General features: G+C 36.8%; 25 protein-coding genes and 1 riboswitch. Of the genes, 8 read left to right on the forward strand and 17 right to left on the reverse strand.

The annotated features are described in order from the left end of the window. Positions 1 to 42 precede the first annotated feature (42 nt). Positions 43 to 576, reverse strand: coding sequence for a GNAT family N-acetyltransferase (locus AC6CHV_RS00730; RefSeq protein ID WP_498077879.1), 534 nt, complete (start codon positions 574 to 576; stop codon positions 43 to 45). Positions 577 to 676: 100 nt separating this feature from the next. Between AC6CHV_RS00730 and AC6CHV_RS00735 the strand changes: the two genes are divergently transcribed. Next, positions 677 to 2,092, forward strand: coding sequence for a Na+/H+ antiporter NhaC family protein (locus AC6CHV_RS00735; protein ID WP_498077880.1), 1,416 nt, complete (start codon positions 677 to 679; stop codon positions 2,090 to 2,092). An 885-nt stretch (positions 2,093 to 2,977) separates the two neighbouring features. Here AC6CHV_RS00735 and thiW read toward each other — a convergent pair. Both thiW and AC6CHV_RS00745 read right to left on the reverse strand, forming a co-directional pair. Next, the gene (thiW, locus tag AC6CHV_RS00740; RefSeq protein WP_440274514.1) at positions 2,978 to 3,481 is read right to left on the reverse strand and encodes an energy coupling factor transporter S component ThiW; all 504 of its coding nucleotides are present in this window, start codon (positions 3,479 to 3,481) and stop codon (positions 2,978 to 2,980) included. A gap of 21 nt (positions 3,482 to 3,502) precedes the next feature. After that, positions 3,503 to 4,264, reverse strand: a complete 762-nt coding sequence (locus AC6CHV_RS00745; protein ID WP_341331717.1) for a 3-oxoacyl-ACP reductase — start codon at positions 4,262 to 4,264, stop codon at positions 3,503 to 3,505. Positions 4,265 to 4,355: 91 nt separating this feature from the next. Continuing rightward, positions 4,356 to 4,462: riboswitch (TPP riboswitch) on the reverse strand. 135 nt (positions 4,463 to 4,597) lie between these two features. Between AC6CHV_RS00745 and AC6CHV_RS00750 the strand changes: the two genes are divergently transcribed. Then, on the forward strand, positions 4,598 to 4,996 hold the full coding sequence (locus AC6CHV_RS00750) for a hypothetical protein (protein WP_121448611.1): 399 nt from the start codon (positions 4,598 to 4,600) through the stop codon (positions 4,994 to 4,996). Positions 4,997 to 5,016: 20 nt separating this feature from the next. Here the strand turns inward: AC6CHV_RS00750 and AC6CHV_RS00755 are convergent, their stop codons facing one another. The 4 genes from AC6CHV_RS00755 to AC6CHV_RS00770 all read right to left on the reverse strand — a co-directional run bounded on the left by AC6CHV_RS00755 (position 5,017) and on the right by AC6CHV_RS00770 (position 7,040). Further along, entirely contained in the window at positions 5,017 to 5,679 is a 663-nt protein-coding gene (locus AC6CHV_RS00755) for a DNA alkylation repair protein (protein ID WP_341331716.1), read from the reverse strand. A gap of 125 nt (positions 5,680 to 5,804) precedes the next feature. Continuing rightward, positions 5,805 to 5,936 carry a hypothetical protein gene (locus AC6CHV_RS00760; RefSeq protein WP_257215736.1) on the reverse strand — a complete coding sequence of 44 codons (132 nt, stop codon included), beginning with the start codon at positions 5,934 to 5,936 and terminating at the stop codon, positions 5,805 to 5,807. Positions 5,937 to 6,261: 325 nt separating this feature from the next. Then, positions 6,262 to 6,699 (reverse strand): SRPBCC family protein, encoded by a 438-nt coding sequence (locus AC6CHV_RS00765; protein WP_341331714.1) that lies wholly within the window; start codon positions 6,697 to 6,699, stop codon positions 6,262 to 6,264. Further along, a complete protein-coding gene (locus AC6CHV_RS00770; RefSeq protein WP_341331713.1) occupies positions 6,696 to 7,040 on the reverse strand; it encodes a MerR family transcriptional regulator in 345 nt (114 codons plus the stop codon). Before AC6CHV_RS00770 ends, AC6CHV_RS00765 begins: the two co-directional genes overlap by 4 nt. 160 nt (positions 7,041 to 7,200) lie before the next feature. Here AC6CHV_RS00770 and AC6CHV_RS00775 point away from each other — a divergent pair, with 160 nt between their 5' ends. Continuing rightward, a complete protein-coding gene (locus AC6CHV_RS00775; RefSeq protein ID WP_341331712.1) occupies positions 7,201 to 8,253 on the forward strand; it encodes an alpha/beta fold hydrolase in 1,053 nt (350 codons plus the stop codon). Between the two features lie 128 nt (positions 8,254 to 8,381). Next, positions 8,382 to 8,525 (forward strand): hypothetical protein, encoded by a 144-nt coding sequence (locus tag AC6CHV_RS00780; RefSeq protein WP_258722788.1) that lies wholly within the window; start codon positions 8,382 to 8,384, stop codon positions 8,523 to 8,525. A gap of 44 nt (positions 8,526 to 8,569) precedes the next feature. Here the strand turns inward: AC6CHV_RS00780 and AC6CHV_RS00785 are convergent, their stop codons facing one another. Both AC6CHV_RS00785 and AC6CHV_RS00790 read right to left on the reverse strand, forming a co-directional pair. Continuing rightward, positions 8,570 to 9,016: an RlpA-like double-psi beta-barrel domain-containing protein gene (locus tag AC6CHV_RS00785; protein ID WP_341331711.1), complete on the reverse strand. Its 447-nt coding sequence runs from the start codon at positions 9,014 to 9,016 to the stop codon at positions 8,570 to 8,572. 133 nt (positions 9,017 to 9,149) lie between these two features. Continuing rightward, positions 9,150 to 9,605 carry an RrF2 family transcriptional regulator gene (locus AC6CHV_RS00790; protein ID WP_341331710.1) on the reverse strand — a complete coding sequence of 152 codons (456 nt, stop codon included), beginning with the start codon at positions 9,603 to 9,605 and terminating at the stop codon, positions 9,150 to 9,152. 174 nt (positions 9,606 to 9,779) lie between these two features. Between AC6CHV_RS00790 and hmpA the strand changes: the two genes are divergently transcribed. Next, on the forward strand, positions 9,780 to 11,000 hold the full coding sequence (gene hmpA / locus AC6CHV_RS00795) for an NO-inducible flavohemoprotein (RefSeq protein WP_341331709.1): 1,221 nt from the start codon (positions 9,780 to 9,782) through the stop codon (positions 10,998 to 11,000). Positions 11,001 to 11,060: 60 nt separating this feature from the next. Here the strand turns inward: hmpA and AC6CHV_RS00800 are convergent, their stop codons facing one another. Next, entirely contained in the window at positions 11,061 to 11,327 is a 267-nt protein-coding gene (locus tag AC6CHV_RS00800) for a Parvovirus coat protein VP1-like protein (protein ID WP_498077881.1), read from the reverse strand. 233 nt (positions 11,328 to 11,560) lie between these two features. On the opposite strand from AC6CHV_RS00800, the gene AC6CHV_RS00805 reads away from it, so the two are divergent. Both AC6CHV_RS00805 and AC6CHV_RS00810 read left to right on the forward strand, forming a co-directional pair. After that, on the forward strand, positions 11,561 to 12,811 hold the full coding sequence (locus AC6CHV_RS00805) for an MFS transporter (protein ID WP_341331708.1): 1,251 nt from the start codon (positions 11,561 to 11,563) through the stop codon (positions 12,809 to 12,811). 138 nt (positions 12,812 to 12,949) lie between these two features. Next, positions 12,950 to 13,522, forward strand: a complete 573-nt coding sequence (locus tag AC6CHV_RS00810) for a DUF502 domain-containing protein (RefSeq protein WP_341331707.1) — start codon at positions 12,950 to 12,952, stop codon at positions 13,520 to 13,522. A 315-nt stretch (positions 13,523 to 13,837) separates the two neighbouring features. On the opposite strand, the gene glnA is transcribed toward AC6CHV_RS00810, so the two are convergent. The 3 genes from glnA to AC6CHV_RS00825 form a co-directional block, all read right to left on the reverse strand. Beyond that, a complete protein-coding gene (glnA, locus tag AC6CHV_RS00815) occupies positions 13,838 to 15,172 on the reverse strand; it encodes a type I glutamate--ammonia ligase (RefSeq protein WP_341333541.1) in 1,335 nt (444 codons plus the stop codon). Between the two features lie 85 nt (positions 15,173 to 15,257). Next, positions 15,258 to 19,745 carry a glutamate synthase large subunit gene (gene gltB / locus AC6CHV_RS00820; protein WP_498077882.1) on the reverse strand — a complete coding sequence of 1,496 codons (4,488 nt, stop codon included), beginning with the start codon at positions 19,743 to 19,745 and terminating at the stop codon, positions 15,258 to 15,260. Between the two features lie 416 nt (positions 19,746 to 20,161). Next, entirely contained in the window at positions 20,162 to 20,743 is a 582-nt protein-coding gene (locus tag AC6CHV_RS00825) for a GNAT family N-acetyltransferase (RefSeq protein WP_498077967.1), read from the reverse strand. A 108-nt stretch (positions 20,744 to 20,851) separates the two neighbouring features. Here AC6CHV_RS00825 and AC6CHV_RS00830 point away from each other — a divergent pair, with 108 nt between their 5' ends. After that, positions 20,852 to 21,067, forward strand: a complete 216-nt coding sequence (locus tag AC6CHV_RS00830; protein WP_341331705.1) for a hypothetical protein — start codon at positions 20,852 to 20,854, stop codon at positions 21,065 to 21,067. 27 nt (positions 21,068 to 21,094) lie between these two features. Here the strand turns inward: AC6CHV_RS00830 and AC6CHV_RS00835 are convergent, their stop codons facing one another. From AC6CHV_RS00835 to AC6CHV_RS00850, 4 genes are all read right to left on the reverse strand, one after another. Next, positions 21,095 to 21,922 carry a hypothetical protein gene (locus tag AC6CHV_RS00835; RefSeq protein ID WP_498077883.1) on the reverse strand — a complete coding sequence of 276 codons (828 nt, stop codon included), beginning with the start codon at positions 21,920 to 21,922 and terminating at the stop codon, positions 21,095 to 21,097. Beyond that, entirely contained in the window at positions 21,909 to 22,814 is a 906-nt protein-coding gene (locus AC6CHV_RS00840) for a WD40/YVTN/BNR-like repeat-containing protein (protein WP_498077884.1), read from the reverse strand. The genes AC6CHV_RS00835 and AC6CHV_RS00840 overlap by 14 nt, the downstream gene beginning before the upstream one ends. 123 nt (positions 22,815 to 22,937) lie before the next feature. After that, the gene (nadE, locus tag AC6CHV_RS00845; RefSeq protein WP_440273453.1) at positions 22,938 to 23,756 is read right to left on the reverse strand and encodes an NAD(+) synthase; all 819 of its coding nucleotides are present in this window, start codon (positions 23,754 to 23,756) and stop codon (positions 22,938 to 22,940) included. A gap of 39 nt (positions 23,757 to 23,795) precedes the next feature. Beyond that, the gene (locus AC6CHV_RS00850; protein WP_341331701.1) at positions 23,796 to 25,271 is read right to left on the reverse strand and encodes a nicotinate phosphoribosyltransferase; all 1,476 of its coding nucleotides are present in this window, start codon (positions 25,269 to 25,271) and stop codon (positions 23,796 to 23,798) included. Between the last annotated feature and the right edge of the window lie 10 nt (positions 25,272 to 25,281).

Here is a 25,281-nt window from a genome sequence, read left to right on the forward strand (position 1 = left end):
TTTTCAAGGAGTATACTATTTCATTCCAAATTGTGTATACTCCTAATTTTTCGGCACCTGTATTTTCCATATCATATGATCAAAATTTTTACCCCAGTAATCTTTTAAAATAACATCCGGCTTACCAAATTTGTTCTTCCAATATTTTTGTGCATTTTTGTATCCACTATCTAAACAAAACTCTTCTATTTTTCTATCCCTTAAAATTGTAAATATTGATTGCAATAACCTAGTACCGATGCCTTGTTTTTGATAGTTCGGATGGACGAAAACAGTTCCAACTTCAACTAAATCACAATAGGCATGATGCTTTTTGCAGATTAATTTACTTACAGGACCATACTCGATGGTTCCAACAGTTGTGTTTTCATAGGTGGCAAGTAGAAAATATCGGTTCTTGCCTGCACTTGTAAAATCAGATTGTAAATAACTCTTTTTTGTTTCGATTTCCTCGACTATATCCTTTGTTAAATGAGCTATCCCTTCTTTACTAAATGTGTCCATAATGACATCCTTGAAAAAACGGTGAAGTTCATCCTTGTCTTCAATTTTTGGCCTTCTGATATCTACATCCATTACCTACTACCTCCCTAAGTATTCCTGTGTACTGAAATACTCCCCTCCCAAATTGGTCATACTAACCAAATGAACATTTTCGATATTGGAGGATTATGGTTTGGAACATTCATGGATCTCACTTATTCCTTTTTTAATTGTAATTGGAATGGCGATTTGGTTAAAGGATATTTTACCGGGACTAGTTCTAGGATTATTGATTGGGGCAATCCTTGTTACATCTGATGTATTAGGTGGAACCCAGCAATCAATTACATATATTGTGACGACTCTATCTGATCCAACTAATATCAAAATCGTAAGCTTTTTATATGTTTTTGGTGGTTTAGTTGGGATGATGAATATTGCTGGGGGTATCAAAGGATTTACGGAATGGATTGGTGAGAAAATTAAGACTGAACGTGGCCTGCTAGGATTAATATGGCTCACTCTCCCTTTTACCTTTATGATGCCAATGTTTCGGATCATGATGATTGGACCTATCATAAAACAACTCATAAAAAAAATGAACCTATCAAAACAAAAGGTCGGCATGACATTAGATATTTCAACCGAATCGGTTATTGTTCTATTACCGGTTGCGACTGCGTTTGTTGGATTTATGGTTTCACTTGTCGAAGGTGGCATTAAAGGTCTTGATTTAGGGATGTCTGCCTACCAAGTATTTTTATTAAGTATTTTGTTTAATTTTTATGCGATTGTGATGCTCCTTATTGGAATCATTCAAACATTTTGGCCATCTAAAAAAAGTGATAAATCCCACCAGCATGCAGATGATGAAGAACATGATCATGAATTTCACCGAATTGGAATTAAGAAAGAACTTTCTCTGGTAAAGGCACAACCTTGGCATTTAATTGTCCCAGTGTTTTTACTTCTAGGATTGTCTCTCTATCTGCTATGGGAAAACGGTAGATCACTTGGTGCTCAATCGGTCTTTGAGGCTTTTTCAATGGCCGATGCAACCTTTGTCATGCTGCTTGCTGTATTTATCACACTAATTTTCACTTTTGTGTTTTATGTAATCCGAAAGCAGAAATTACATGAAATTATGTATCATTTTTACGATGGTGGAAACCAAATGATGCAGGCGATTACCCTTCTCATTCTTATATGGGCTCTTACCTTATCGGCTGAGGAACTAGGATTTTCTGAATTTATTAGTTCCACTTTAGGCTCATTTTTACCAGGGTTTTTAACACCTGCGACGATTTTTCTAATTGGGTCAGTTGTTGGGTACTTTATTGGTTCCTCTTGGGGAACATGGGGGTTATTTATGCCGCTTGGAATTGCTTTGGCCCTTTCGACGGGTGCCTCCATCCCGCTAACCGTCGGAGCTGTTTTTGCGAGCGGAGCATTTGGAGCTTTGACTTCACCACTTGGTGACACAACGATAACCACGGCCTCAATACTAGATTTAGAACTAGTGGATTATGCACAATATAAATTAAAGGTTTCAGCAATAGGAGGAGTAATTGCCATTGTGTTATATATCATTGGTGGTTTGGTGATTTAAAAGAGACTAAAGAAGTAGTTCGGATATTGTGGTGCGGAAACATTCGTATTCGAAATCATTTTTACCTTTTTTTGGATATTACGTATGACTTTATATTGCTAAATTATATAAAAGCATACGCATTTCAATTTTACGTATGCTTTTATCGCTTTTTCGCTTAAAAACAATACACAAATGGATATTTCTTACATTTTTAATCATAATTGAAATCAATTCTACCTTTTTTTGGAATTTACGCATGACTTTATATTGCTAAACTATCTAAAAGCATACGCATTTAATTTTACGTATGCTTTTATCGCTTTTTCGCTTAAAAAATGATACACAAATGGATATTTATTACAGTCTTAATCTTAATTGAGATCGAATCTACCTTATTTTGGAATTTACGTATGACTTTATATTGCTAAATTATATAAAAGCATACGCATTTCAATTTTACGTATGCTTTTATCACTTTTTCGCTTAAAAAATGATACACAAATGGATATTTATTACAGTCTTAATCTTAATTGAGATCGACTCTACCTTATTTTGGAATTTACGCATGACTTCATATTGCTAAACTATCTAAAAGCATACGCATCTCAATTTTACGTATGCTTTTATCGCTTTTTCCCTTAAAAAAGATACACAAATAGATATTTATTACAGTTTTTGTTTTTTTAGAAATCATTTCTACCTTATTATGTATTTTCAAATGACTTTATACTACCAAACTAAATAAAAGTTTACGCATTTCTTTACTGTGTTGAATATACAATGGAAAGTGAATTTGTAGTTTTAATTAGAAACCAATTCTGTGCATTTATATAAGTAGTAACATCCCTTTTAATGTTAAAAAGCTAGAAGACTGCATAATCACCTCTAGCTTTTTTTTACGTATTAGTAGTTTCGTTCTAGATATTTATTGAACGCGGGGTTTTTTAATACGATTCCAACAATGATAAATCCAAAAATAGATCCCACAATGGAGCTGAAAATAAACGATGGTATGAAGCCAAAAATGGCTGCATCCTGTCCAAGAATAAGCGTGGCAATTGGATAACAAGCAATTGCCCCTAAGATCCCTGTTCCAATAATTTCACCTGTCATTGCCATTGACGCTTTCTTAGTTTTTGTATAAAGGATTGCTGCTAAAAAAGCTCCTATCATACTTCCTGGAAAGGCAAATAAAGAGCCAGTCCCAAGCATGTTTCGAAGTAAAGATACAGAAAAAGCTTGAAGCACGGCGTATGCTGGACCTAAGATAACCGCCGACAAGACATTAATAAAATGCTGCATAGGAAATACTTTTGTGAAACCTATTGGAATTGCAAATAAATGACTTGTAACTGTTCCGATAGCGACAAGCATTGCTGTGAGTGTCATTTTTAGTGTTTTACTCAAGATGAATCCCCCATTACCGATTTAATTCATTACCAAACCGCCGTCAACAATAAGGTTTTGACCCGTTACCCCTTTACTCCAAGGTGATGCAAAGAAAAGAACTGCGTTTGCTACATCTTCCGGTGTTGTTACTTTTTGTAGTGGCGTAGATTCCTTTATCAATTGGAAAACCTCTTCAGACGTTGCCGAACTTGCATCCGTTGTTTGAAGTAATCCCCCAGAAATCATATTTACGTTTATTCCATATGGACCAAGGTCTTTTGCCATGTTCCGAGTGAATCCTAAAAGAGCTGCTTTGCTAGTGTTGTAATCATGGTAAGCAACAACAGGATTTTGAAAGAGATTCGTGCCAATTGTTACAATACGTCCAAAGCCAAGCTCTTTCATGTCTGGAAGTGCTGCTTGTGTTGTATGTAAAGCTCCTTTTATTGCTCCTTCGAGCTGTGCGTGAAAATCCTCCCAAGAAATAGTTTCGGCGTTCTTTCTTGCGACTGGGTCAAAACGAAAATTGATTAAGGCATTATTTACAACGGTTGTTATAGGTTGATCAAAATATTTTTTCGCTTCAACAAATAGATTCTGTACTTGTTCACGATTTCTCACATCAGCTTGAATGGAGATCGCATTTTCACCGATTTCTTCTTGTAGAGAACGAGCTTTTGCTTCACTATGAAAATAGTTGATTACTACCTTTGCCCCTTCATTCGATAAAGCTTTTACGATTTCCTTTCCTAATCCTCGTGCACCACCGGTAACGAGAATAACCTGATTTTGTAGTTTCATTCTAGTAGCCTCCTCAAATAGAAAATAAGAAAAACGCAAAAAAACCAGTTCCACATAAATGGACCTGGTTTAAGGTATCAAGAAAAAATGGACATTTTCCACTCTACTTTCCTCCGCCGGTATAATCCGGATCAGGTCCAAAGGGTTAAAAAACGCACGCTTTTCTCTCAGCCCAATCGGGCACCCCTAGTAGTTACGAATATTCTTTCTATAAGGATAGTATGTACTTGCAAAAATGTAAAGGTATTTGATGAATTCAAGATTCTAAGATTCATTATATGGTATAATATGGATAACAGTCTGAATATTCAATTTATAGAAAGGAGTGCTGGGATGTTATTTTATTTAATGATCGCTCTATTTGCAGTAGGAATTGGAGCGATTGGTTGCGGTATTTTTATGTTTTTTGTAAAAATGGAAAAGAAAAAGGCGTTTATTATAAGTTTAATAGGATTATTCATTATTATAGTGACCATGGGTTCTGGTAATCTTCGCCCCTCCTATGAGAAAGAAACCTCCATAATCGTTCAGGAAGTTTCCGTATCGGCCAAAAAAAATGGTGATGGAAAATACAGTTGTAATGTAAGTGATCCATACAGCGTGTATCAGTTTTATAGCGAAGATAAAAAAGAGGTCGAGGATTTTTGCGCTCAATTTAGCAAAGGTGAAACATATGAAATCACATTCCAGTTTAAATCTGGTAAATATACCATTTTAGGAGTAATTAAGTAAAGGCCGGGAGATTCCTGGCCTTAAATATATTTACTACCTTCTCTAACACTTAGCTTTTGCAATGGTGTTTCATTTATAAATTGACGGACTGAATCTGGGTTTGTCTTTGAGTATTCGCGCAAAGCCCAGCCAATTGCTTTTTGGATGAAAAATTCTTTACTTGTTGCATTGGCTTTTATGTATTTGTACAGGATGTTTTCATTTGTTTCTTCCTTATATTTTAACTGGAAAAGAATTGATGAACGTGTAAGCCATAAATGCTCACCAAATGCCCAGCCTTCAATTGTTTCCTCTATCATACTAGGTGTTACTTTAGCAATATTTCCAACTATATGTGGTGAAAGAACATCGACAGTATCCCACCAAGATTTTGTAGTAATGAGCTCTTCGATAAAAGTTAAATGGCTACTATTGACTTTTTTTATAGATCTAACTAAATAATCCTGTGCAGCATATTGGTATTCCCGTTCATCCTTTTTCCACAACTGTGTAACAAGTTCAAGATTTAAATCCTTTTTTAATATTCCTGTTTCATTATAAAAATTACGTGTTAATTGTCTCCTTAAAGGTGTTTTTATTCCGAGAAACGGAAAATGGTTTTTCATATATTTTTGCATCGGTAACGCATTAGCGGGATTACTATGTTCTTCGAATAATGTAACGAGATGGTTTAAATCCTCCATTGTATTGCTCCTTTAAAAGATTTGGTATCCTCATTGTACTCGATGCTCCTATTCTTACAAAATAAAAAATACTATCTTTTCTATGTAAGTATACGTACGAAAAGATAGTATTTTAAATTCGTTACTTATTGCATTTTAATAGGTGTTACGACTGCAAATAGGTTTTCTGTTGGATTGTTGAGGTTGACTTCAATTACTTTATACCCTTCACTATCCTTGTAATCATTTGTAACTGGTGTTTTAATCTCGTTGCTCATTTTCCGTACTTCCCTTCTAACATTTTTCTCACACAATAAGTAGTATATGATGAGGTAACGAAAATGTGCTTTCTTTTAAAAAAAATTTTACTTTTATATTTTGGCTGTTTCGCAAACTTTGTTGTTTTTATATCGTTGACTTCCGCTTCAGGTGGACGCTTTCCGCGGGCGTGGCTTGAGCCTCCTCGTCGATACCGCTCATGCGGGGTCTCAAGTCTCACGCTTTTCCCGCAGGAGTCGCCACCTTACGCTCCAATCAAATTGGTTTGCAATTTATTAACAAAAAGCAACAATCTTTTAGAAAAGAGCCTATATTTTTAATGCTTCATTTCGTACGCGCTCCATAAAATTCCCTTACAACATCATTGTTTGCATTTTTACTGCTTAGTTTTAGCATGGCCCGTCCGACAAAATTAACTCCTATGTTTTGTCCTTCATATATGAATTTAGTGTGGGACTCGTCAATTTTTAGTAGGGTGAAAGTCGTAGTAATTTCAAATGCTTTCCCGAGTACAAAGCTTGTTTGCTTTAGCTTTTTGTTTTCGGTATTATCATATTGTGTCGTTTCAACAATATAGGTTTCTACACGTTTTCCCTCCCGATATTTTTGTTGATGCTTTGCCCCAACCTCTTCTTCTGTTTTTTCAATCAAGGTATGCTCTTCTACTTTCGGCATTATTTTCTTTATATGTTCGTCCGAAAATAGCATCCAAACCTTTTCAATATTCGCCTCAATGATCGTTTCTTCTTTCCATTCAATCATTTGTTTTCCTCCTTCCCAGATGCGAGAAATTCATCAATCTCTTCCTTTTGTTGTTGTAGTTCTGCAATTTGATGCTCAATTTTAGTTCTCTTTTGAATGAGTAATTTATCTAGGTTTGCGAAAGACTCATCCTCCATGACTGATACCATTTCTTGAATTGAAAAGCCAAGCTTTCTTAGTTTTACTAGTAGTACTGCAAGAAAAAAGCTACCATCATCATAGTAGCGGTATTTGTTTTTTGGATCAATGTAAGCTGGTTCTAGAAGTTTGACTTCCGCATAGTAACGCAAAGTTTCCTTGCTTAATCCGGTCAGTTCCGCAAATTCCTTTATTTTGTACATCCTCGCCCTCCCTTTTTATCTTAAAGTGTGTGGTGCACCCCTTAGTCAATATAAAAGTCAATTTTATTTAAAAGTTTGTCCATCTAGCAGTTCTTAATAACGTATTTTACCTATATATATTGTATTAATAGATTCCATTAAATGAAAGGTGGTTGCTACATTGATTGAAAATTCATTTTATACACAAGAATTCCACGGACCCTATGAGCTTTTTCATTTAGGAGATTTCAAACTAGAGGAAGGTGGCGTGATTCCAAATTGTCAGCTTGCCTATGCTACGTTCGGAGAGCTTAATGAAGCAAAAGATAATGCTATTGTCATTCCTACTTGGTTTTCTGGTACAAATAAAGCCTATGAACCATATATTGGCGAAGGACGAGCATTGGATTCGTCTAAATACTTTATTGTGATCATCAACCAAATTGGAAATGGTCTTTCAAGCTCACCTCATAACAGTCCTGCTCCCATAAGTATGTCGAATTTCCCGGATGTTAGAATTGGTGATGATGTACGAGCTCAGCATCAATTCCTTACTGAAAAGTATGGTATCAATGAAATTGCGTTAGTTGTTGGCGGGTCTATGGGAGCACAACAAACATACGAATGGGCAGTTAGATTTCCCGACATGGTTAAACGTGCAGCTCCGATTGCGGGTACTGCCAAGAATACGACTCATGATTTCATCTTTACTGACACATTAATCGAAGCGATTACTTCAGATCCAGGCTGGAATCATGGAAACTATCAGTCTTGTACAGAAGTGGTTGACGGATTAAACAGGCATGCTAAAATATGGGCTGTTATGGGACTTAGTACGGAATTTTACAAACAGGAAAAATGGCGCCTATTTGGTGTCGATTCTGTCGCAGAATTCGTAAACGACTTTTTACAGCCTCTTTTTGCAGCGATGGATCCAAACGCGCTATTAACAATGGCATGGAAATGGCAACGCGGGGATGTTAGCCGAATGACAAATGGTAATCTAGAAGAAGCGCTTGGAAGAATTAAAGCAAAAACATTTGTTATGCCAATTGATGAAGATATGTTCTTCCCTCCGCGTGATTGTGAAGCAGAACAAAAATTGATTCCTAACAGTGAACTTCGTGTGATTAACAGCATTTGCGGTCATTTTGGATTATTCGGCGCAGATGGTCCAGCTTATTTTGAACAAATAGATAAACACCTTAAAGAACTTTTAGCGACTCCTGTATAAACGACTTTATTTATATTAAAGGATCTCGCCATCTACCTGCTAGATGGCTTTTTTGTTTTATTTTATGTGTAAAATGAACTAGAAAGAGCCATATTAGTATCATACTAACTGGGAAAGGATGGTATTACATGAAGAAGGATGAACATCTGAAGAATCAGGTACTTTATATCACGAACCCCGCTTATGATGCTTTGCATTCGGAAAATCTGCTTGAGGATCATGATGAAGAAATTGATCGTGAACAGTTGTCCCTATTGAATAGAGAATTATAAAATAAAAAAGGAGGACAATTTAGACATTGTTCTCCTTTTGTCATTTAATCAATGGGTGTAATTTCTACATTTAGTACCCCAACACTTGGCGCTGCACCTAGTGCTTCAAACGCTTTACGGTGAAGATTGATTCGGTTTGCTGGGAATTTCTTCACTTCATCAACAACTGTTACAATGATATCTTGATTCGGAACAAACGAAACGTTTCGGATTCGTAAACGTTGGCCGCATTTAAAAGGGCTATTTTCCCCTACGGCTGCAGTCATGTTGTTATCATAGGACCAGCCAATTTCACACTTTGTTGGCGTACCTCCCCATGTCCAAGTGGCCTTACCTAAGATAGTATCAGGATTGCGGTTCCAATCCCAGCCATAGTAAGGTGATGGGTATTGTGGTACGTATTGGTTGTAATAATACTCATCATACATATTCCGTGGTTCTAAGTATCCATGACAATAAGGGCAGTAAAAACCAGACGTTTGTCTTATCATCTCACTTCTTCTCCTTCGAAACCAGTATTTTACTAATTACTTCGTCTACTTAAATGTATGTAAAACGACTAGTATTGGTTCCTATTAGAGTAATACTTAGGTTATACCGTTCGAAGTGTTTAATAAGTTCAGCTTAGTTTCCTTCTTCGTTGTTTTGTAGGCGAAATAAATCAAGCAAATCATTCTTATTGGTAACTAGGTCATCTAATGTATATCCATATAGCACGTTAATGAATGCCTGTAATGCTTCGTATAGAGCCCGTTTTAGTTTACAAGATGGTGAAATTGCGCAATAGCCTCCACCTTCTTTAAAACATTCAACGACGTTAAAGTCCTCTTCGGTATTAGAAACTACTTCTCCGATATTAATCTCCTTTGGATGCTTTGCTAGCTTAAAGCCCCCATTACGTCCTCTAATGGTTATGATATATTCCAGTTTTCCTAGATGATGAATGATCTTCATTAAATGATTTTTTGATATATTATAAGCTTCTGCAATTTCCTGTATTGTGGTCAATTCTTCGTCTTTTTTCATTGCCAGATACATTAATACACGTAATGAATAATCGGTATAATTTGTTAGTTTCATTATAAAAAACCCCTTATATTGGTGAGTTCACTATTAGTATAGCATGAAAGTCCTATTTCTACTGTAAATGTGACAACTTTTCAAAAGATGTATTCAAAGGGTATCTTTTATTATCACTGTCATTATATTATAAACATGTATTCAAAATATTGGTTTAGGAAAGGACGTTATATCATGCTTAGCCAAAAAACAATTGAAATCGTGAAAAGCACAGTTCCAGTACTAGAAAAATATGGTAAAGATATTACTTCTCATTTTTACAAGCGTATGTTCACTAATAACCCTGAATTATTAAATATTTTCAACCATGCAAATCAAAGACAAGGCCGTCAACAAACTGCATTAGCAAATGCAGTATACGCAGCAGCTGCAAACATTGATAATTTAGCGGCGATTATTCCGGCTGTAAAACAAATTGGTCAAAAACACCGTGCATTAGGAATACAACCAGAGCATTACCCAATCGTTGGTGAAAATCTTCTTGGTGCAATTAAAGAAGTATTAGGCGATGCAGCAACGGATGAGATAATCAATGCATGGGCTGAAGCTTATGGTGTAATTGCAGACGCATTCATTGGTGTAGAAAAGGAAATGTATAATGAAGCTAAGGAACAACCTGGTGGCTGGGAAGGTTTTAGAAACTTTGTAGTAGATCGTAAGGTAAAAGAAAGCGAAGTGATTACCTCTTTCTACTTAAAGCCTGAAGATGGAAAAGAAATTGCATCTTACCAAGCTGGTCAATACTTAACTGTTAAAGTACAGCCTGAAGGTGATGAATATACTCATCTTCGCCATTATAGTCTTTCTGATGCACCTGGAAAAGATTATTATCGTATCTCTGTAAAACGTGAAGAGCATGGTGTTGTTTCAACTTACTTACATCAAGAAATTAAAGAGGGCGATGTGATTACTGTAAGTGCACCAGCTGGTGACTTTGTCCTTGAATTAAAAGAAACTCCTGCTATCTTAATTAGTGGTGGAGTTGGATTAACGCCAATGGTGAGCATGTTAAATACGATCGTAGAACAACAACCTGAACGTGAAGTCATGTTCATCCATGGAGCTCTTAACAGTGAGGTTCATGCATTAAAGGATGAGGTTGCAAGCGTTGCAGCAAAACATGATCATGTAAAGAATTTTGTTGCTTACTCTGCGCCTACTGAACAAGACCGTCAGGACATGAATTTTGATAAGGAAGGCTTTATTGATCTTGAGTGGTTAAAAGCAACTGTAGAGACGAAGGAAGCAGACTTCTATTTTTGCGGTCCTGTCCCATTCATGAAAATGATGTATCGTTCACTTAAAGAATGGGGAGTTGCATCTGAAAACATTCACTTCGAATTCTTCGGACCAGCAAGTGAATTAGAAGAACCAACTGAAGCAGTTACAGCGTAAAAACCAAAAATAAAAAAGTGCCAATCGTCTACTCTATGTAAGAATCGATTGGCACTCTTTTTATATTCTGAACATATTACGAAGTCTCATAACATTATAAAAAAATGCGGCATCCCTGCCCTCTTTTGTATATCGATTTCGCTGTTGACGTAAACACTCCATAAAAGCTAAGTCACATTCTCGTGACGGGCCATATCTTTGATAACAAAGGTCATGCCTCATACAACATGAATCAACACGATTTGTAGGCGGACCGGACCCACCACAGCCTGGACCACACCATCTATAGCCAGGCATACATAAACCAAATCTTCTTCTCCTACTCATGACACTCCCTCCTTTTTGTAATGAAATATACTAATAAAATATGTTGTGATTTCATGAAAGGAAGGGCCATTGACATGATTATCTATAAGACTATTAAAAAATAATTGAAATATCTGATAAAAGTTTGGTACTATTATTCTAATATATTGACCAAAGCGATAGGCCAATGGAATATTCATTTGCCTTTTTTTATTTGTACGACCTAATACAATCATTAAACGAAGGAGATCAAAATGAAGAGTAAATTTCATTATGCGTGGATGATTGTCTTTGTTACATTCCTCACATTCTTAGCAGTTCAAGGTGGAAGGCTTGCGTTCGGGGCATTCGTAGAACCATGGGAAAATGATTTACATATGGATCGGGTAACTACTTCACTTATTTCCACACTAAGTTTTGTCATTTATGGATTATCACAGCCTTTTATTGGTAGGTTGATAGACAGGTATGGTGCACGACTTATATTATCGATTAGTACCCTACTTGTAGGGGTTAGTTTCTTTTTTATCACTTTCGTTACACAGCCATGGCAATTATTTGTCCTCTACTCCCTTGTATCAATTGGAGTCGGTGGTGCATCAAATGTAGCAGGGACGGTTCTTATTACGAATTGGTTTAATAAAAAGCGAGGGCTTGCGCTAGGAATCATGGAAGCAGGTTTTGGTTTTGGACAAATGCTCCTTGTTCCTGGATCATTAATGTTAATTCAATGGTTTGATTGGAGAACAACCATTTTTATACTAGGGGCATTATTAGTCATAATCGTCTTCCCTATTGTTCTACTCTTTTTACGTAATCACCCGAATGAAAAAGCAATGGAGCCTTTAGGTGGAAAAATTATCGAGGAAGAGGAAACAAAGTCAGATTTCTCCAAGAAACCTGTTTCGCTCAGCATGCTTTTTAAAATGCGTCAATTTTGGTTTATAATGCTTCCATTTGCTGTTTGTGGGTTTACGACAACAGGATTAATGGATACACATTTAATACCTTTATCCCATCACCATGGCTTTTCACCAACTGTGACGGGTACAGCTGTAAGTATTTTAGCAGCTTGTAATATAGTTGGAATCCTTCTTTCAGGTGTTATCATTGATTACTGGAGTAGCCGTAAATTATTAGTGTTCATATATTTTACACGCGCACTATCAATTGGTATTCTAGTCTACTCACATAATACTGTGTTGCTATTAATATTTGCCGCCGTTTTTGGATTCGTTGATTTTGCTACAGTTGCACCAACTTCATTATTGGTAACCCAATATTTTAAAGAGTATTCAATTGGTTTTATTGTTGGATGTTTGTCTCTTAGTCATCAAATTGGGTCCGCACTTGGTGCTTATATTCCTGGCCTTTTATTTAGTCATTATGGGAATTACGACTTATCTTTATATCTTTCAATCTTTATTGTTCTCATTGCGGCGTTTATGAATCTCTTATTACCTGAACCGAATCGACTAAATGAATTGGAAAAAAGGGCAAGCTAACTTTTCGAGCTTTTGCCCTTTTTTATTATTCTACCTTATAAAAATAGAACCATTTTCATTTGTATTCTTATTTGGCCATAGTGTAAAATCTTTAAGCAGTGGTGATTTAGTCGAAAAGGGATACGAGGAGAAAATGATATGAAAAGTATTTTACGAAACTTTATTAATGGTATTTTGACAATTGTTCCGATTATTTTAGTTGTGTATGTTGTCTTTAAAGTATTTTTGTTTTTAGATGGGATTTTGGGGAACTTCCTGAAACCCTATTTTCGAGAAGATTATATTCCAGGAATTGGCCTTTTACTCACGTTTGTAGTCATCACAATCTTGGGGTGGTTATCAACAAGAGTATTTGCCGGGGCTATCTTTCGATTGGTTGACAGACTGTTAGAAAGGATTCCGTTAATCAAAACTCTTTACACTGTTATAAAGGACACATTTAACTCCTTTCTTGGAGAAAAGAAATCATTTTCAAAAGTCGCACTTGTAACGATACCGGGTACGGATGTAAAAGCAATTGGTTTTATTACAACTGAAGATGTAGAAAGCTTTTATGATCCATTAAAGGATTATGTAGCTGTATATATACAACAAACATTCCAAATCGCGGGCTTCACCTTCCTAATACCGAAAGATGAGATTGAAATTATTGACGTCAAGCCCGAGGATGCTATGAAATTTGTAGTATCGGGTGGGATGACTTCTAAATAATGTATCCCCTCTATTGAATAATGCAAAAGGAACGCACATGAGTGCGTTCCTTTTATTTTAAGGCTGTTATCGTAAACTTTGTTGCTTTTTGATCCGATTATGCAAGGGATATATTATTTGTCCATTCAGTGATTTCAGTGGATGGTACGAAATCCTCGAAAATGCTGGCATTTTCTTCGTGCGGTGTAGTTTCAAGGAAGCAATTCAACGTCCTGCGGGAATAGCGAGCCAGGCGAGACCCCGCAGTGAAGCGAGTACCAGGAGCGGAAATCACCTTACATTTAAAAACAACAATCTGTTAGAAAAGAGCCTATTTTAATAATTCTTCATGTATTGTTCCCTTTCCCAAGGATGAACAGATACTCTAAATTGATCCCATTCTATTTCTTTTGCTTCAATAAAATGCTCAAGTAAGTGGATACCTAATGCATTTTTTATAACTTCATCTTGTTTTAGATGTTCCAGTGCTTCTGATAAGGTTGCTGGTAAATCTACAATCCCATTTTCAACCCTCTCCCCTTTTGACATTACATAAATATTTGAATCAACAGGTGCTGGTGGAGTTAACTTATTTTTAATCCCATCTAACCCTGCAGCAAGAAGTACAGCCATTGCCATATAGGGATTTGCGGATGGATCAACACTTCGAACTTCAACACGAGTACTTAAACCACGGGATGCGGGAATACGAATTAGCGGACTGCGATTTCTTGCCGACCAAGCAACATAACACGGTGCTTCATAGCCAGGTACTAAGCGCTTGTAAGAATTTACTGTAGGATTCGTAACAGCTGTAAAGCTTGTTGCGTGCTTCATAATTCCTGCAATAAATTGTCTCGCTGTTTCACTTAGTTCCAATTCCCCCTTTTTATCATAAAAGGCATTTTCTCCATTGCGGAATAATGATAGATTACTATGCATTCCTGAACCGTTAACACCAAACAAAGGTTTTGCCATAAAAGTTGCATGTAGACCGTGCTTACGAGCAATGGTTTTAACGACTAGTTTGAATGTTTGGATGTCATCACACGCTTTTAATGCATCCTGGTATTTAAAATCAATTTCGTGTTGGCCAGGTGCTACTTCATGATGTGATGCTTCAATTTCAAATCCCATTTCTTCTAGTTCAAGGACAATGTCTCGGCGGCAATTTTCTCCTAGATCAGTAGGTGCTAAGTCAAAATAGCCACCTTGATCATTTAATTCGAGAGTTGGATCGCCGTGTTCATCCAATTTAAATAAGAAAAACTCAGGTTCAGGACCCACATTGAACTCTGTGAAGCCCAGTTCCCTCATTTCATGTAACATTCTTTTTAAGTTACTACGAGGATCCCCTTCAAATGGAGTTCCATCTGGATGGTAAATGTCACAAATGAAGCGGGCTACTTTTCCTTTTTCTGCTGTCCATGGGAATATAACAAATGTATTCAAGTCTGGGTATAAATACATATCAGACTCTTCGATTCGAACAAAGCCTTCGATAGAAGAACCATCAAACATCATTTTATTATCCAATGCTTTTTCAAGCTGACTAACAGGTATTTCAACATTCTTAATTTGACCAAATAAATCAGTAAATTGTAATCGAATAAACCGAACATTTTCCTCTTTCACGATTTGAATAATTTGTTCTCTTGAATATGAATGTATGGGTGACATTCCAATTCCTCCTTTGAAATCTGTTTTGATAGAAAGATAGAATAGTATAATAATCACTTTAGCCATTGGAAAAGTGTTATTTTATTAATGTTTCATTCGGCTTTTCTTGTTGTTGTAATGCTTTTTTGTATTCTTTGGGAATGATTTTTATCCAATTTTCTAGATGATCGTCCCAATGGTTCAGAATAATGGATGCTTTTGTACTTCCTGTGAATGTATAGTGGTTTTCAAGTAGTTGTCGAATCTGGTGCTCATCTTCTTCTCTAATAGTATCTAAATCCACTTGTGTTACATTGCACTGCTTTCGGAAATGAACAAAATCGTCTGCGTAAACATAAGCCATACCACCCGACATTCCGGCTGCAAAGTTTTTCCCAATCGAGCCAAGAACTGCAACCACTCCACCAGTCATATACTCGAGTCCATGATCGCCAATTCCTTCTACAACAGCTCTCATGCCACTATTTCTAACAGCGAAACGTTCCCCTGCTAGACCGCGAATGTAGGCTTCACCTGAAGTGGCTCCGTAGAAGGCAGTATTTCCAATTATCGTATTTTCCTCAGGAATAAATATTGAGTTTTCATATGGGGTAACTACGATTTTTCCTCCAGACAATCCCTTTCCAACATAATCATTCGCATCACCTTCAAGAGTTAATGTCATTCCTTTAGGTATAAATGCACCGAAGCTTTGACCTGCAGATCCTGTGAACGTGAGTCGAATAGTATCTTCAGGAAGACCTTTTCGCCCATACTGCTTGGAGATTTCACTGCCAACTATCGCTCCAACTGCTCGGTTTGTATTTTGGATTGGAAATTGCGCTTCCACTTGTTGCTGCATGTCAAGTGCAGGTTTACATACTTTTAGTAATTCCTTATAATCAAGAGAATGCTCAAGTCCATGGTCCTGTTTCTTCTTGTTGTATTGCGGTCCATTACCTGAAAATGGTTGAAACAGTACTTTAGATAAATCAAGATATTTCGCTTTCCAATGTGAAGTTGCATGATCACTTGGTACAAGTAAGTCAGTACGACCCACCATCTCGTTAATGGTTCTAAAACCTAATTGAGCCATAATCTCACGTACATCTTGAGCGATAAATCTCATGAACGCTTCAACATGTTCCGGTTTACCAAGGAATTTCTTCCTAAGCTCTGGATCCTGTGTTGCTATTCCGACTGGACAGGTGTCTAAGTGACACTGTCGAACAAGTACGCAACCAAGGACAACCAAAGCAGACGTTGCAAATCCGTATTCTTCTGCCCCTAATAAAGTAGCCATTACGATGTCGCGTCCTGTCATCATTTTTCCATCGGCTTCAAGTATCACTCGATCACGAAGTCCATTTAAAACAAGTGTTTGGTGAGTTTCCGCAAGTCCAATCTCCCAAGGCATTCCTGCATGTTTAATACTTGATCGAGGAGCTGCACCGGTTCCTCCATCTGCACCACTGATTAAAATGACATCTGCTAAACCTTTTGCAACACCGGCTGCAATCGTCCCTACCCCTGCTTTCGAAACAAGTTTCACACTAATTCTTGCTGATGGATTTGCATTTTTTAAATCGTGAATCAGTTGTGCAAGATCCTCAATTGAGTAAATGTCGTGGTGTGGTGGTGGTGAGATTAGTCCAACTCCCGGAGTTGAACCACGTACTTCTGCAATCCAAGGGTATACCTTATTTCCTGGTAGTTGTCCGCCTTCACCCGGTTTTGCACCTTGTGCCATTTTAATCTGAATTTCATCTGCATTTACTAAATAATGACTGGAAACTCCAAATCTTCCTGAAGCTACTTGTTTGATTGCACTACGTCTGGAATCACCGTTGGAATCAGGGGTAAAACGGTCATAATGTTCGCCGCCTTCACCACTATTACTTTTACCTCCAAGTCGATTCATTGCAATTGCTAAAGTTTCGTGTGCTTCCTGACTTAATGAACCATAAGACATCGCACCGGTTTTAAATCGGCGAACAATTGATTCCACAGGCTCTACTTCATCAATTGGAATTGGTGTTGTTTCTTTAAACTTAAACAAGTCACGAATGAAAATAAGTTGCTCTTGGTTTGCTTTTTCTACATATTTTTTATAAAGCTCATAATCGTTTTTCCGGCAAGCTGTTTTTAATGCATGTGTGGTTGCTGGGTTGAAAGCATGGAGTTCTCCATCTTTCCTATATTTGAACTCGTTTCCTGGTTTTATTGTTGTTTCTGCCTCATTAAAGGCAAGTTGATGTCTCATCAAAACTTCTTTTGCAACAATATCTAGGGTAATCCCACCTAAACTTGATGGTGTTCCTTTAAAATATTGATTGATTACATTTTCAGCAATCCCAACTGCCTCAAATATTTGGGCACCACGATAACTTTGAATCGTAGAAATCCCCATTTTTGACATGATCTTTACGATACCTTCTGTTATGGCTTTTGTATAATTATGAATAGCCTTATCTATATTGATTTCTTCCTGAAGCTCCCCGTTTGCTACGAGATCTTCAATACTTGCCAATGCGAGGTATGGATTAATTGCATCTGCCCCAAAACCAATTAGCATAGCTAGTTGATGAACATCACGAGCTTCACCTGTTTCGACAATAATGCTTACATTTGTTCTAGTTCCCTGTTGTACTAGGTGGTGGTGCAGTCCACTTACTGCAAGTAATGCAGGGATCGGTGCCCATTCATGAGTAACATGCCTATCAGATAAGTGGATAAGGGTGTGTCCATTTTGAATCGCCTCATCAACCCTACTGAATAGGTCTTGTAAAGCCGTTTCCAGTGTACCTTCAACATCCTCTGCTCTAAACAACATTGGAATTTCTTTTAGTCTGAAATGTTCTTGAAGTCTTGCCAGTTCATTATCTGATAAAATAGGTGATTCCAATCGAATACGCTGACAGCTACTTTCAGTTGGATTGAGTAGATTTCCTTCTGCTCCTAGTAGAGTGGATGCTGATGTCACGAATTTCTCCCGAATTGCATCGATTGGAGGGTTTGTTACCTGTGCAAAAAGCTGTCTAAAATAGTTGTATAAGAGCTGTGATTGATTTGAAAGAACGGCTAATGGCATATCATTCCCCATTGAATTGATAGGATCCTTTGATTCGACCGCCATTGCACCAATCACTTGCTTGATTTCCTCCAAAGTAAAACCGAATACTTGCTGGTATCTTGAGATAGGGAACTCTTTTTGTTCATGAGATAAAGATTTTAATTGATTAATATGAATACGATTTGACTCTAACCATTTTTGGTAGGGGTGCTCATTTGATATCTCGCGTTTGACTACTTCGTCCTGAATTACTTTTTGTTTATTTAAATCAACTAGTAGCATTTTTCCGGGACTTAATCTTCCTTTTTCTAGAATTTGGTCAGGTTCAAGATCGATAACACCTGCTTCTGAAGCAAAAATAATCGTATTATCAACGGTTACATAATATCGCGCTGGACGAAGACCGTTTCTGTCTTGCATAGCGCCAATCTGCAATCCATCTGTGAATGCAAAGGCTGCTGGTCCATCCCATGGCTCCATTAAATGACTATGAAACTCGTAGAAAGCTTTTAATGATTTATCCATAGACGGATTATTCTCCCATGGTTCTGGAACCATCATCATAGCTGCGTGAGGTAATGATCTTCCGGATCGTATTAGAAATTCTAGACTGTTGTCAAATGCAGCGGAGTCGCTTCCATTCTGGTCAATGATTGGAACAAGTTCTGATAATTTGTCTTTCCAAACAAGTGATTCAAGCTTTTTTTCTCTGGCCTTCATCCAATTGACATTTCCATTAAGTGTGTTAATTTCACCATTATGAACTAACATTCGGTTTGGATGTGCTCTTTCCCAGCTAGGAAAAGTGTTTGTGCTATAGCGAGAATGAACGAGCACAAAGGACGATTGAAAATCGTAGTCTTTTAGATCAAGATAATATTGGTCAAGTTGCCCTGGAGTTAACATTCCTTTATAAACAATGGTTCTTGCTGATGCGCTGGCTACATAAAATGTTTCATTAGCAGCGAGTTGTGCTTCTCGTATCTTTTTTTCCGTTCTTTTCCGAATCACATAAAGGAGTCTTTCAAATTCCTCGCCATCCCCGACTTTATTACCTATAAATAGTTGACATATAAAAGGCTGACTTTTTCTGGCGCTGTCACCGATAGACTTCCCATCTACAGGAACTGTGCGCCATTCTAGTAATTCCTGTCCTTCGTCCTCAACAATGTTTTGAAAAGTATCCTGACATTGCTTTCTTAACACAGGATTTTGAGGTAAAAATACCATTGCTACACCATAGCTACCTGGTTCCTTCATGCTCAGTTTTGAACAAGCTTTTTGGAAAAACAAATGCGGGATTTGAGTTAAGATTCCTGCTCCATCTCCTGTATTTGAATCACCAGCTTGTGCACCTCGATGTTCCATACGACAAAGCATGGATATTCCTTGCGTTACCGTTTGATGTGTAGCTTCTCCTTTCAAATCAGCAATAAAGCCAATCCCGCAAGCATCATGTTCATATTTAGGATCATATAACCCCTGTTTATTTGGTTGTCTAATTTGTTGCATCCAATCACCCTTTCCATTTGTTTATTAGAAGTGAACTAAGATATTAAGTTATAAATCGTCTTTTTTCTTGTTTTTTATTTTATACCGTTTTTATCCATCTAATCAATGCTAATTTTTTATAAAATCAATCTAATTTTGATATTAATTAATAATAATCACGACAGATCCCTTAATATACCTACTTTCAATATGCTTAAAAAAGTAGAATTTTTGTATGGTTTTGTTATTTTATGTTGTGATAGCCAAGAGTAGAAAATGGCGAATAGGTGTTTTTCATTGTTTATATCATTTTTTGATAAGATTAATCTAATTTTGAGATAGGTTAATTCAAAACGAGGTGATTATTGAATTAAAAAAACGCACCAGATTAATGTGCGTTCCAATAAAGTTATTAGTTTACATAATAATATTATGTTTTACTTCAATGTTTTTTCATAACAAATACATTCATGTACCCTTGAAAACTTGTTTTTGATCATTTGTAGGTCCTTCCCTAAGTAGTGTGCGAAGGAGTACACTGGTTTTAGGTTAGGTATCTTAGTTTCAAGTCCCTCTTGTCCTTCTAGATATACATGAAAATAAGAATTTACCTTGAGGAATCCACTTGTTTCATACCATTTTCGGACCCAGTTGTCATCTCTTGTCCAAGCTTCCAATCGATTTAGATTCTTTGTTTTTGCTATTTGTACAGCCTTCCTAAGTAATTCGGCACCTATTCCCTTTCTTCTGTAATCCGGATGGACAGCCAGATGCCAAATCATCCCACCAAGTCCGCTTCCTCTCGAGCAAACTTTTCTTTCCTCGGTTTCATATTCTATGTCCAATAATCCAATTACTTTTCCGTTTTCAATTGCAACTAATTCAATGGCTGGATTATCGTATTTCTCTTTTTCCTTTAAAACGTTGTCATAGTAGGCAGTGTCTAGAAACGCCAATACCCTGCATCGTAACCAACTAATTTCATCAGTATTCTCGTATACCCTTATTTCCATCGTAATTCTCCCCCAAAAAAAATCTTATATTTTATGGACCAAAAGAGTTTTCCCACATATATTATCAAGTGAATATTTGGGCACTTATAATGAATTTCATATGAGGTGATAAGCATGTTTGTTGTTCATTACTTTGAAAATAAAAATCTCTTATTAACACAACTCGTACAAAATGTTCCTGCAGTTGAGGATGCAATTAAAATAAAAGGTCGAAAAGGAAAAGTAATCAATGTAACAGACATTGATGGAAGAAATGTCCATGTTCAGGTTGAGTTAGCTACTGTAGTAAAAAAGAGTGCGCTTGTGGATCCAAAAAAGAAAAGAAGATAAATTTCCGAGAGCGCACTTTGTGCGTTCTTATCTTTTTAGTATCAGTATTTCCTTATGCTCCATCGATGCTTGAAAAAGACTGATTGTTCCTGCCACACCTATTCCGGAACCTGAATCCATTATAAAATCATCATTTAATGCAATTGTCCATTTTGCTTCATGATCATCAACTAATACAACAGCTAATGTGCCAAATTGAACTATTTGGTCCCAGTTAAAGGTTTCCTTACTCCCGCCATGATTAACTGTAATTCCTTCTGTATGTGTAGATATTGAACTATTGCTCCCTTTCCATTCACCATATAAGGCTGAGCCTACATAATAATAAGATATTCCACTACCTCGGTCGCCATAAGTACCAATAAATTGGTGGAGTGAATCATCCATTGCCTTATATGTCAGAGCAGCCACATCATTTGTTACCCAGTTAATTTTATATTCGCCCTTAAGATGATACAGAAGCGTTTCCTTTTGTCGTGCGAAAATGCCATAATAGGTTCGATAATACCTGGCTTCTCCCCTTATTTCTTTTACAACGAAAATATTCTTAAAATCTGGGGAAACACTTACGATTTGAGGTATTGGATGTTTAAAAATCAATGTACTATTAATCAAAATAAATAATAGTAACATGAAAATGCTTATTATTTTAGCTGTCCGTTTCATGTTAAATAGTACGATCATTGAAAGACCAAACAATAAAGCTATTGCAATATTGAACACATAAAACAGCCGATTGTCACTATACTCTACAAAAAATTTAGCATGGAGGTAAAAATAGATCATTTGGAGTAAAAATAATCCGATAGCCATTACAAACAAAATCAACCCAACTAGTTTTTTACGGTTCGTCATTAGGTGCTACCTCCGAAGCAAACTTCCAGGTTAAACCTTGGTCAAATGAAATAAATTTACCTTTTACTTTTCCGCCCATATAATCTCCATTTGGCCCTTGATTTAGAAGCACGGCTAGATGATCACCTTCTTTATAAGGTTCCTCTGCTGTAACGAATACCTTATGATATTTTTCTGGAATAGTAAAGCTGGCTTGATTCCATGAGTATCCGGCATCCGTGGTCACATAAAAGTCAGGCTCTTCCGGATTAATGACTCCGTACGATAAAAATCCAATCTTCTCATTGACAAAGCTTCCATTATAAATAAGTCTTGTTGTACCAGGGGAAGATGCTTCTCGGAAGGAATTACCCCCATCATTCGTGATGAAAATAGACGACCATTCTTGAGACATTGTTCTGTCACCGGATAATATGACATAGCCAAATTGGTCATTGAGGAAATCCACCTTACGGAATCGAATAGCAGGGGCATTTTCATATACAATTGATTCCTGCCAGGTAGCACCATTATCCAGTGAGGCTATTAATTTTATAGGACCAATTGTAGTTAGAAATGCAGCACTTTTATCGGAAAGTATAAAACTGTCTGGAATGAGTTCAGTTTTGTTACCGTTATATTCACCGCTAAATAAATGATCCACTACTACTGGAACAGTAACCCAGTTAATCCCATTGTCATATGTGATGTTTAATTCATTATTTTGCAATGTATATCCAATTCTGTCAGTGACAGGTATAGGTTGCAGTGGGGCTGGTTTCTGTTCTGAAACTGGAGGGTTCACAATGTTTTTTGATGGCGAAGAGTCCTTCAATGATCTTTCATAATTAATAATTGAAATTACCAAAATAACGGCTACTAAACTAGATACAATAAAGAACAATTTTTTCAAAAAGGTAGGCTCCTTTGCTTTATGAATCCTTTTAAGTTTAACAAATGTTTCCAAGATGCAATAGCTAATTATAGAAAATAAGCCTGTTCCAAATGTTGTTCACATTTTAGAACAGGCTCTATCCTATTTCCACCAATCATCAAACATGCTTGCTGGGACTTGTCGTTTATGCTGAGTAATGAGATAACGTTTCTCAATTTTATCTGCATCTTCTTGCGAAATTTGTTTTCCTTCTAGATAATCATCAAGAATATCATATGAGATTCCGAGCTCGGTTTCGTCAGCTTGCTGTGGTGTATGGTCTAATAAATCTGCAGTAGGAACTTTCAAATACAAGCGTTCCTCTGCGCCTAATTCCTTCAATAGGGCACGTCCTTGTCGTTTGGTTAGCCCTGTTAATGGCAGTACATCTGCTCCACCATCACCATATTTAGTAAAAAATCCAGTAACAGCTTCAGCTGCATGATCTGTTCCAACAACTAATAAATTGTGCATGCCTCCAACTGCATATTGTGCAATCATTCTTTCACGCGCTTTTACGTTACCTTTGTTGAAGTCACTAATCTCTTCACCTGTCGCTTGTTTATACTGAGAAACAAACGCATCGACTGTTGATGCAATATCAAAGGTCATTTCACGGTCTGCTTGGATAAAAGTGAGGGCTGCTCTGGCATCATCTTCATCCTTTTGAATTCCATAAGGCAATCGAATAGCTATAAAGGTAGCCTCATGCCCCTCACTTCGTAATTCCTCGACTGCCAGTTGACATAGCTTGCCTGCTAAAGTAGAATCCTGGCCACCGCTAATTCCTAATACAAATCCTTTTGTCTTACTTTTTAACAGATACGCTTTTAGAAAAGCTATTCTGTGTTTTATTTCCTCTTTTGGTTCAATACTTGGCTTTACATGTAAATCATTTATTATCTGTTGTTGAATACTCATGAAGTTCCCCTCCTTTTGTGGTTGTTTAGGAACAAACTCTTATCCGTTTATTTTACCTATTTTTTCTTCAATATTTAATTTTACCTCTTCAATTCGGTTCATTTTATTATTCCAGCATTCTTGACTGAGGTCTACAGGATATTCTTCAGGCATTGTCGTACGCTTATACTCGTCCCAAAGTAATGTTAAATTTTCATTTAGATATTCACGAATTTGTTGCAGGGTAGGTATCTCATAAACGAGTGTTCCATTTTCGTAAATCATGTGCTGTAATTCCCTTGCCTCAAAGTTCGTAACAAACTTGCTAATAAACGTATGAACAGGATGGAACATTTTAAGGCGTTCTTCGTGTTGTGGGTCTTCGTGTTCAAGTGTGATATAGTCACCTTCAGATTTTTGACTGCTCTTATTAATTATTCTATACACGCGCTTTAAACCTGGTGTAGAAACCTTTTCAGGATTTCCACTTATTTTGATAGTGTCTACCATATTTCCGTTTTTATCTTCAATGGATACAAGTTTATAGACGGCACCTAATGCTGGTTGATCATAGGCCGTAATCAGCTTTGTTCCAATGCCCCATGAGTCAATTTTTGCACCTTGGGATTTTAAGTTAATAATTGTATGTTCATCAAGATCATTCGATGCTACAATTTTGGCATCTTTAAATCCAGCTTCATCCAGCATTTTGCGTGCTTCCTTTGATAAATAAGATAAGTCTCCACTATCTAATCGGATTCCAATAAAATTAATATTGTCTCCTTCTTCCTTTGCCACCCTAATCGCATTTGGCACACCGGATTTCAATGTGTCGTATGTATCAACGAGAAAGACACAGTCTTTATGAGTTTTTGCATAATGTTTAAATGCCTCATATTCATCCCGATATGCTTGTATCATTGAGTGTGCATGGGTACCGGAAACTGGGATGTCAAATAATTTACCTGCTCGAACGTTAGAGGTTGAATCAAAACCTGCAATATAGGCAGCTCTTGTACCCCAAATCGCAGCATCCAATTCATGTGCTCGTCTTGTACCAAATTCCATCGCAATTTGATCGCCAACAACCTGTTTGATACGTGATGCTTTGGTCGCAATTAATGTTTGGTAATTAATAATATTTAAAATAGGGGTTTCCAATAAAACGACTTCACAAATCGGACCCTCAATACGGAGAAGTGGTTCATTAGCAAAAACGACCTCTCCTTCCTTCATTGACCGAAGCGTTCCTGTAAAACGTAAATCCTTGAGATAGTTAAGAAAATCCTCCTTATATCCCTCTTCTCTTAAATAAGCAATATCGGTTTCACTGAACGAGAAATTTTCAAGAAAATGAATGATTCTCTCAAGACCTGCAAAAACGGCATAACCATTTCCGAATGGAAGTTTCCTGAAGTTTACTTCGAAAACGGCTCTTCGGTTATTTAAGCCTTCCCTCCAGTAAATCTCAGCCATATTAATTTGATATAGATCTGTATGTAATGCAAAGCTGTCATCTTTAAAATATTTATTCATCCAAAAATAC

The organism is Ferdinandcohnia sp. GQ5, from assembly GCF_059759275.1.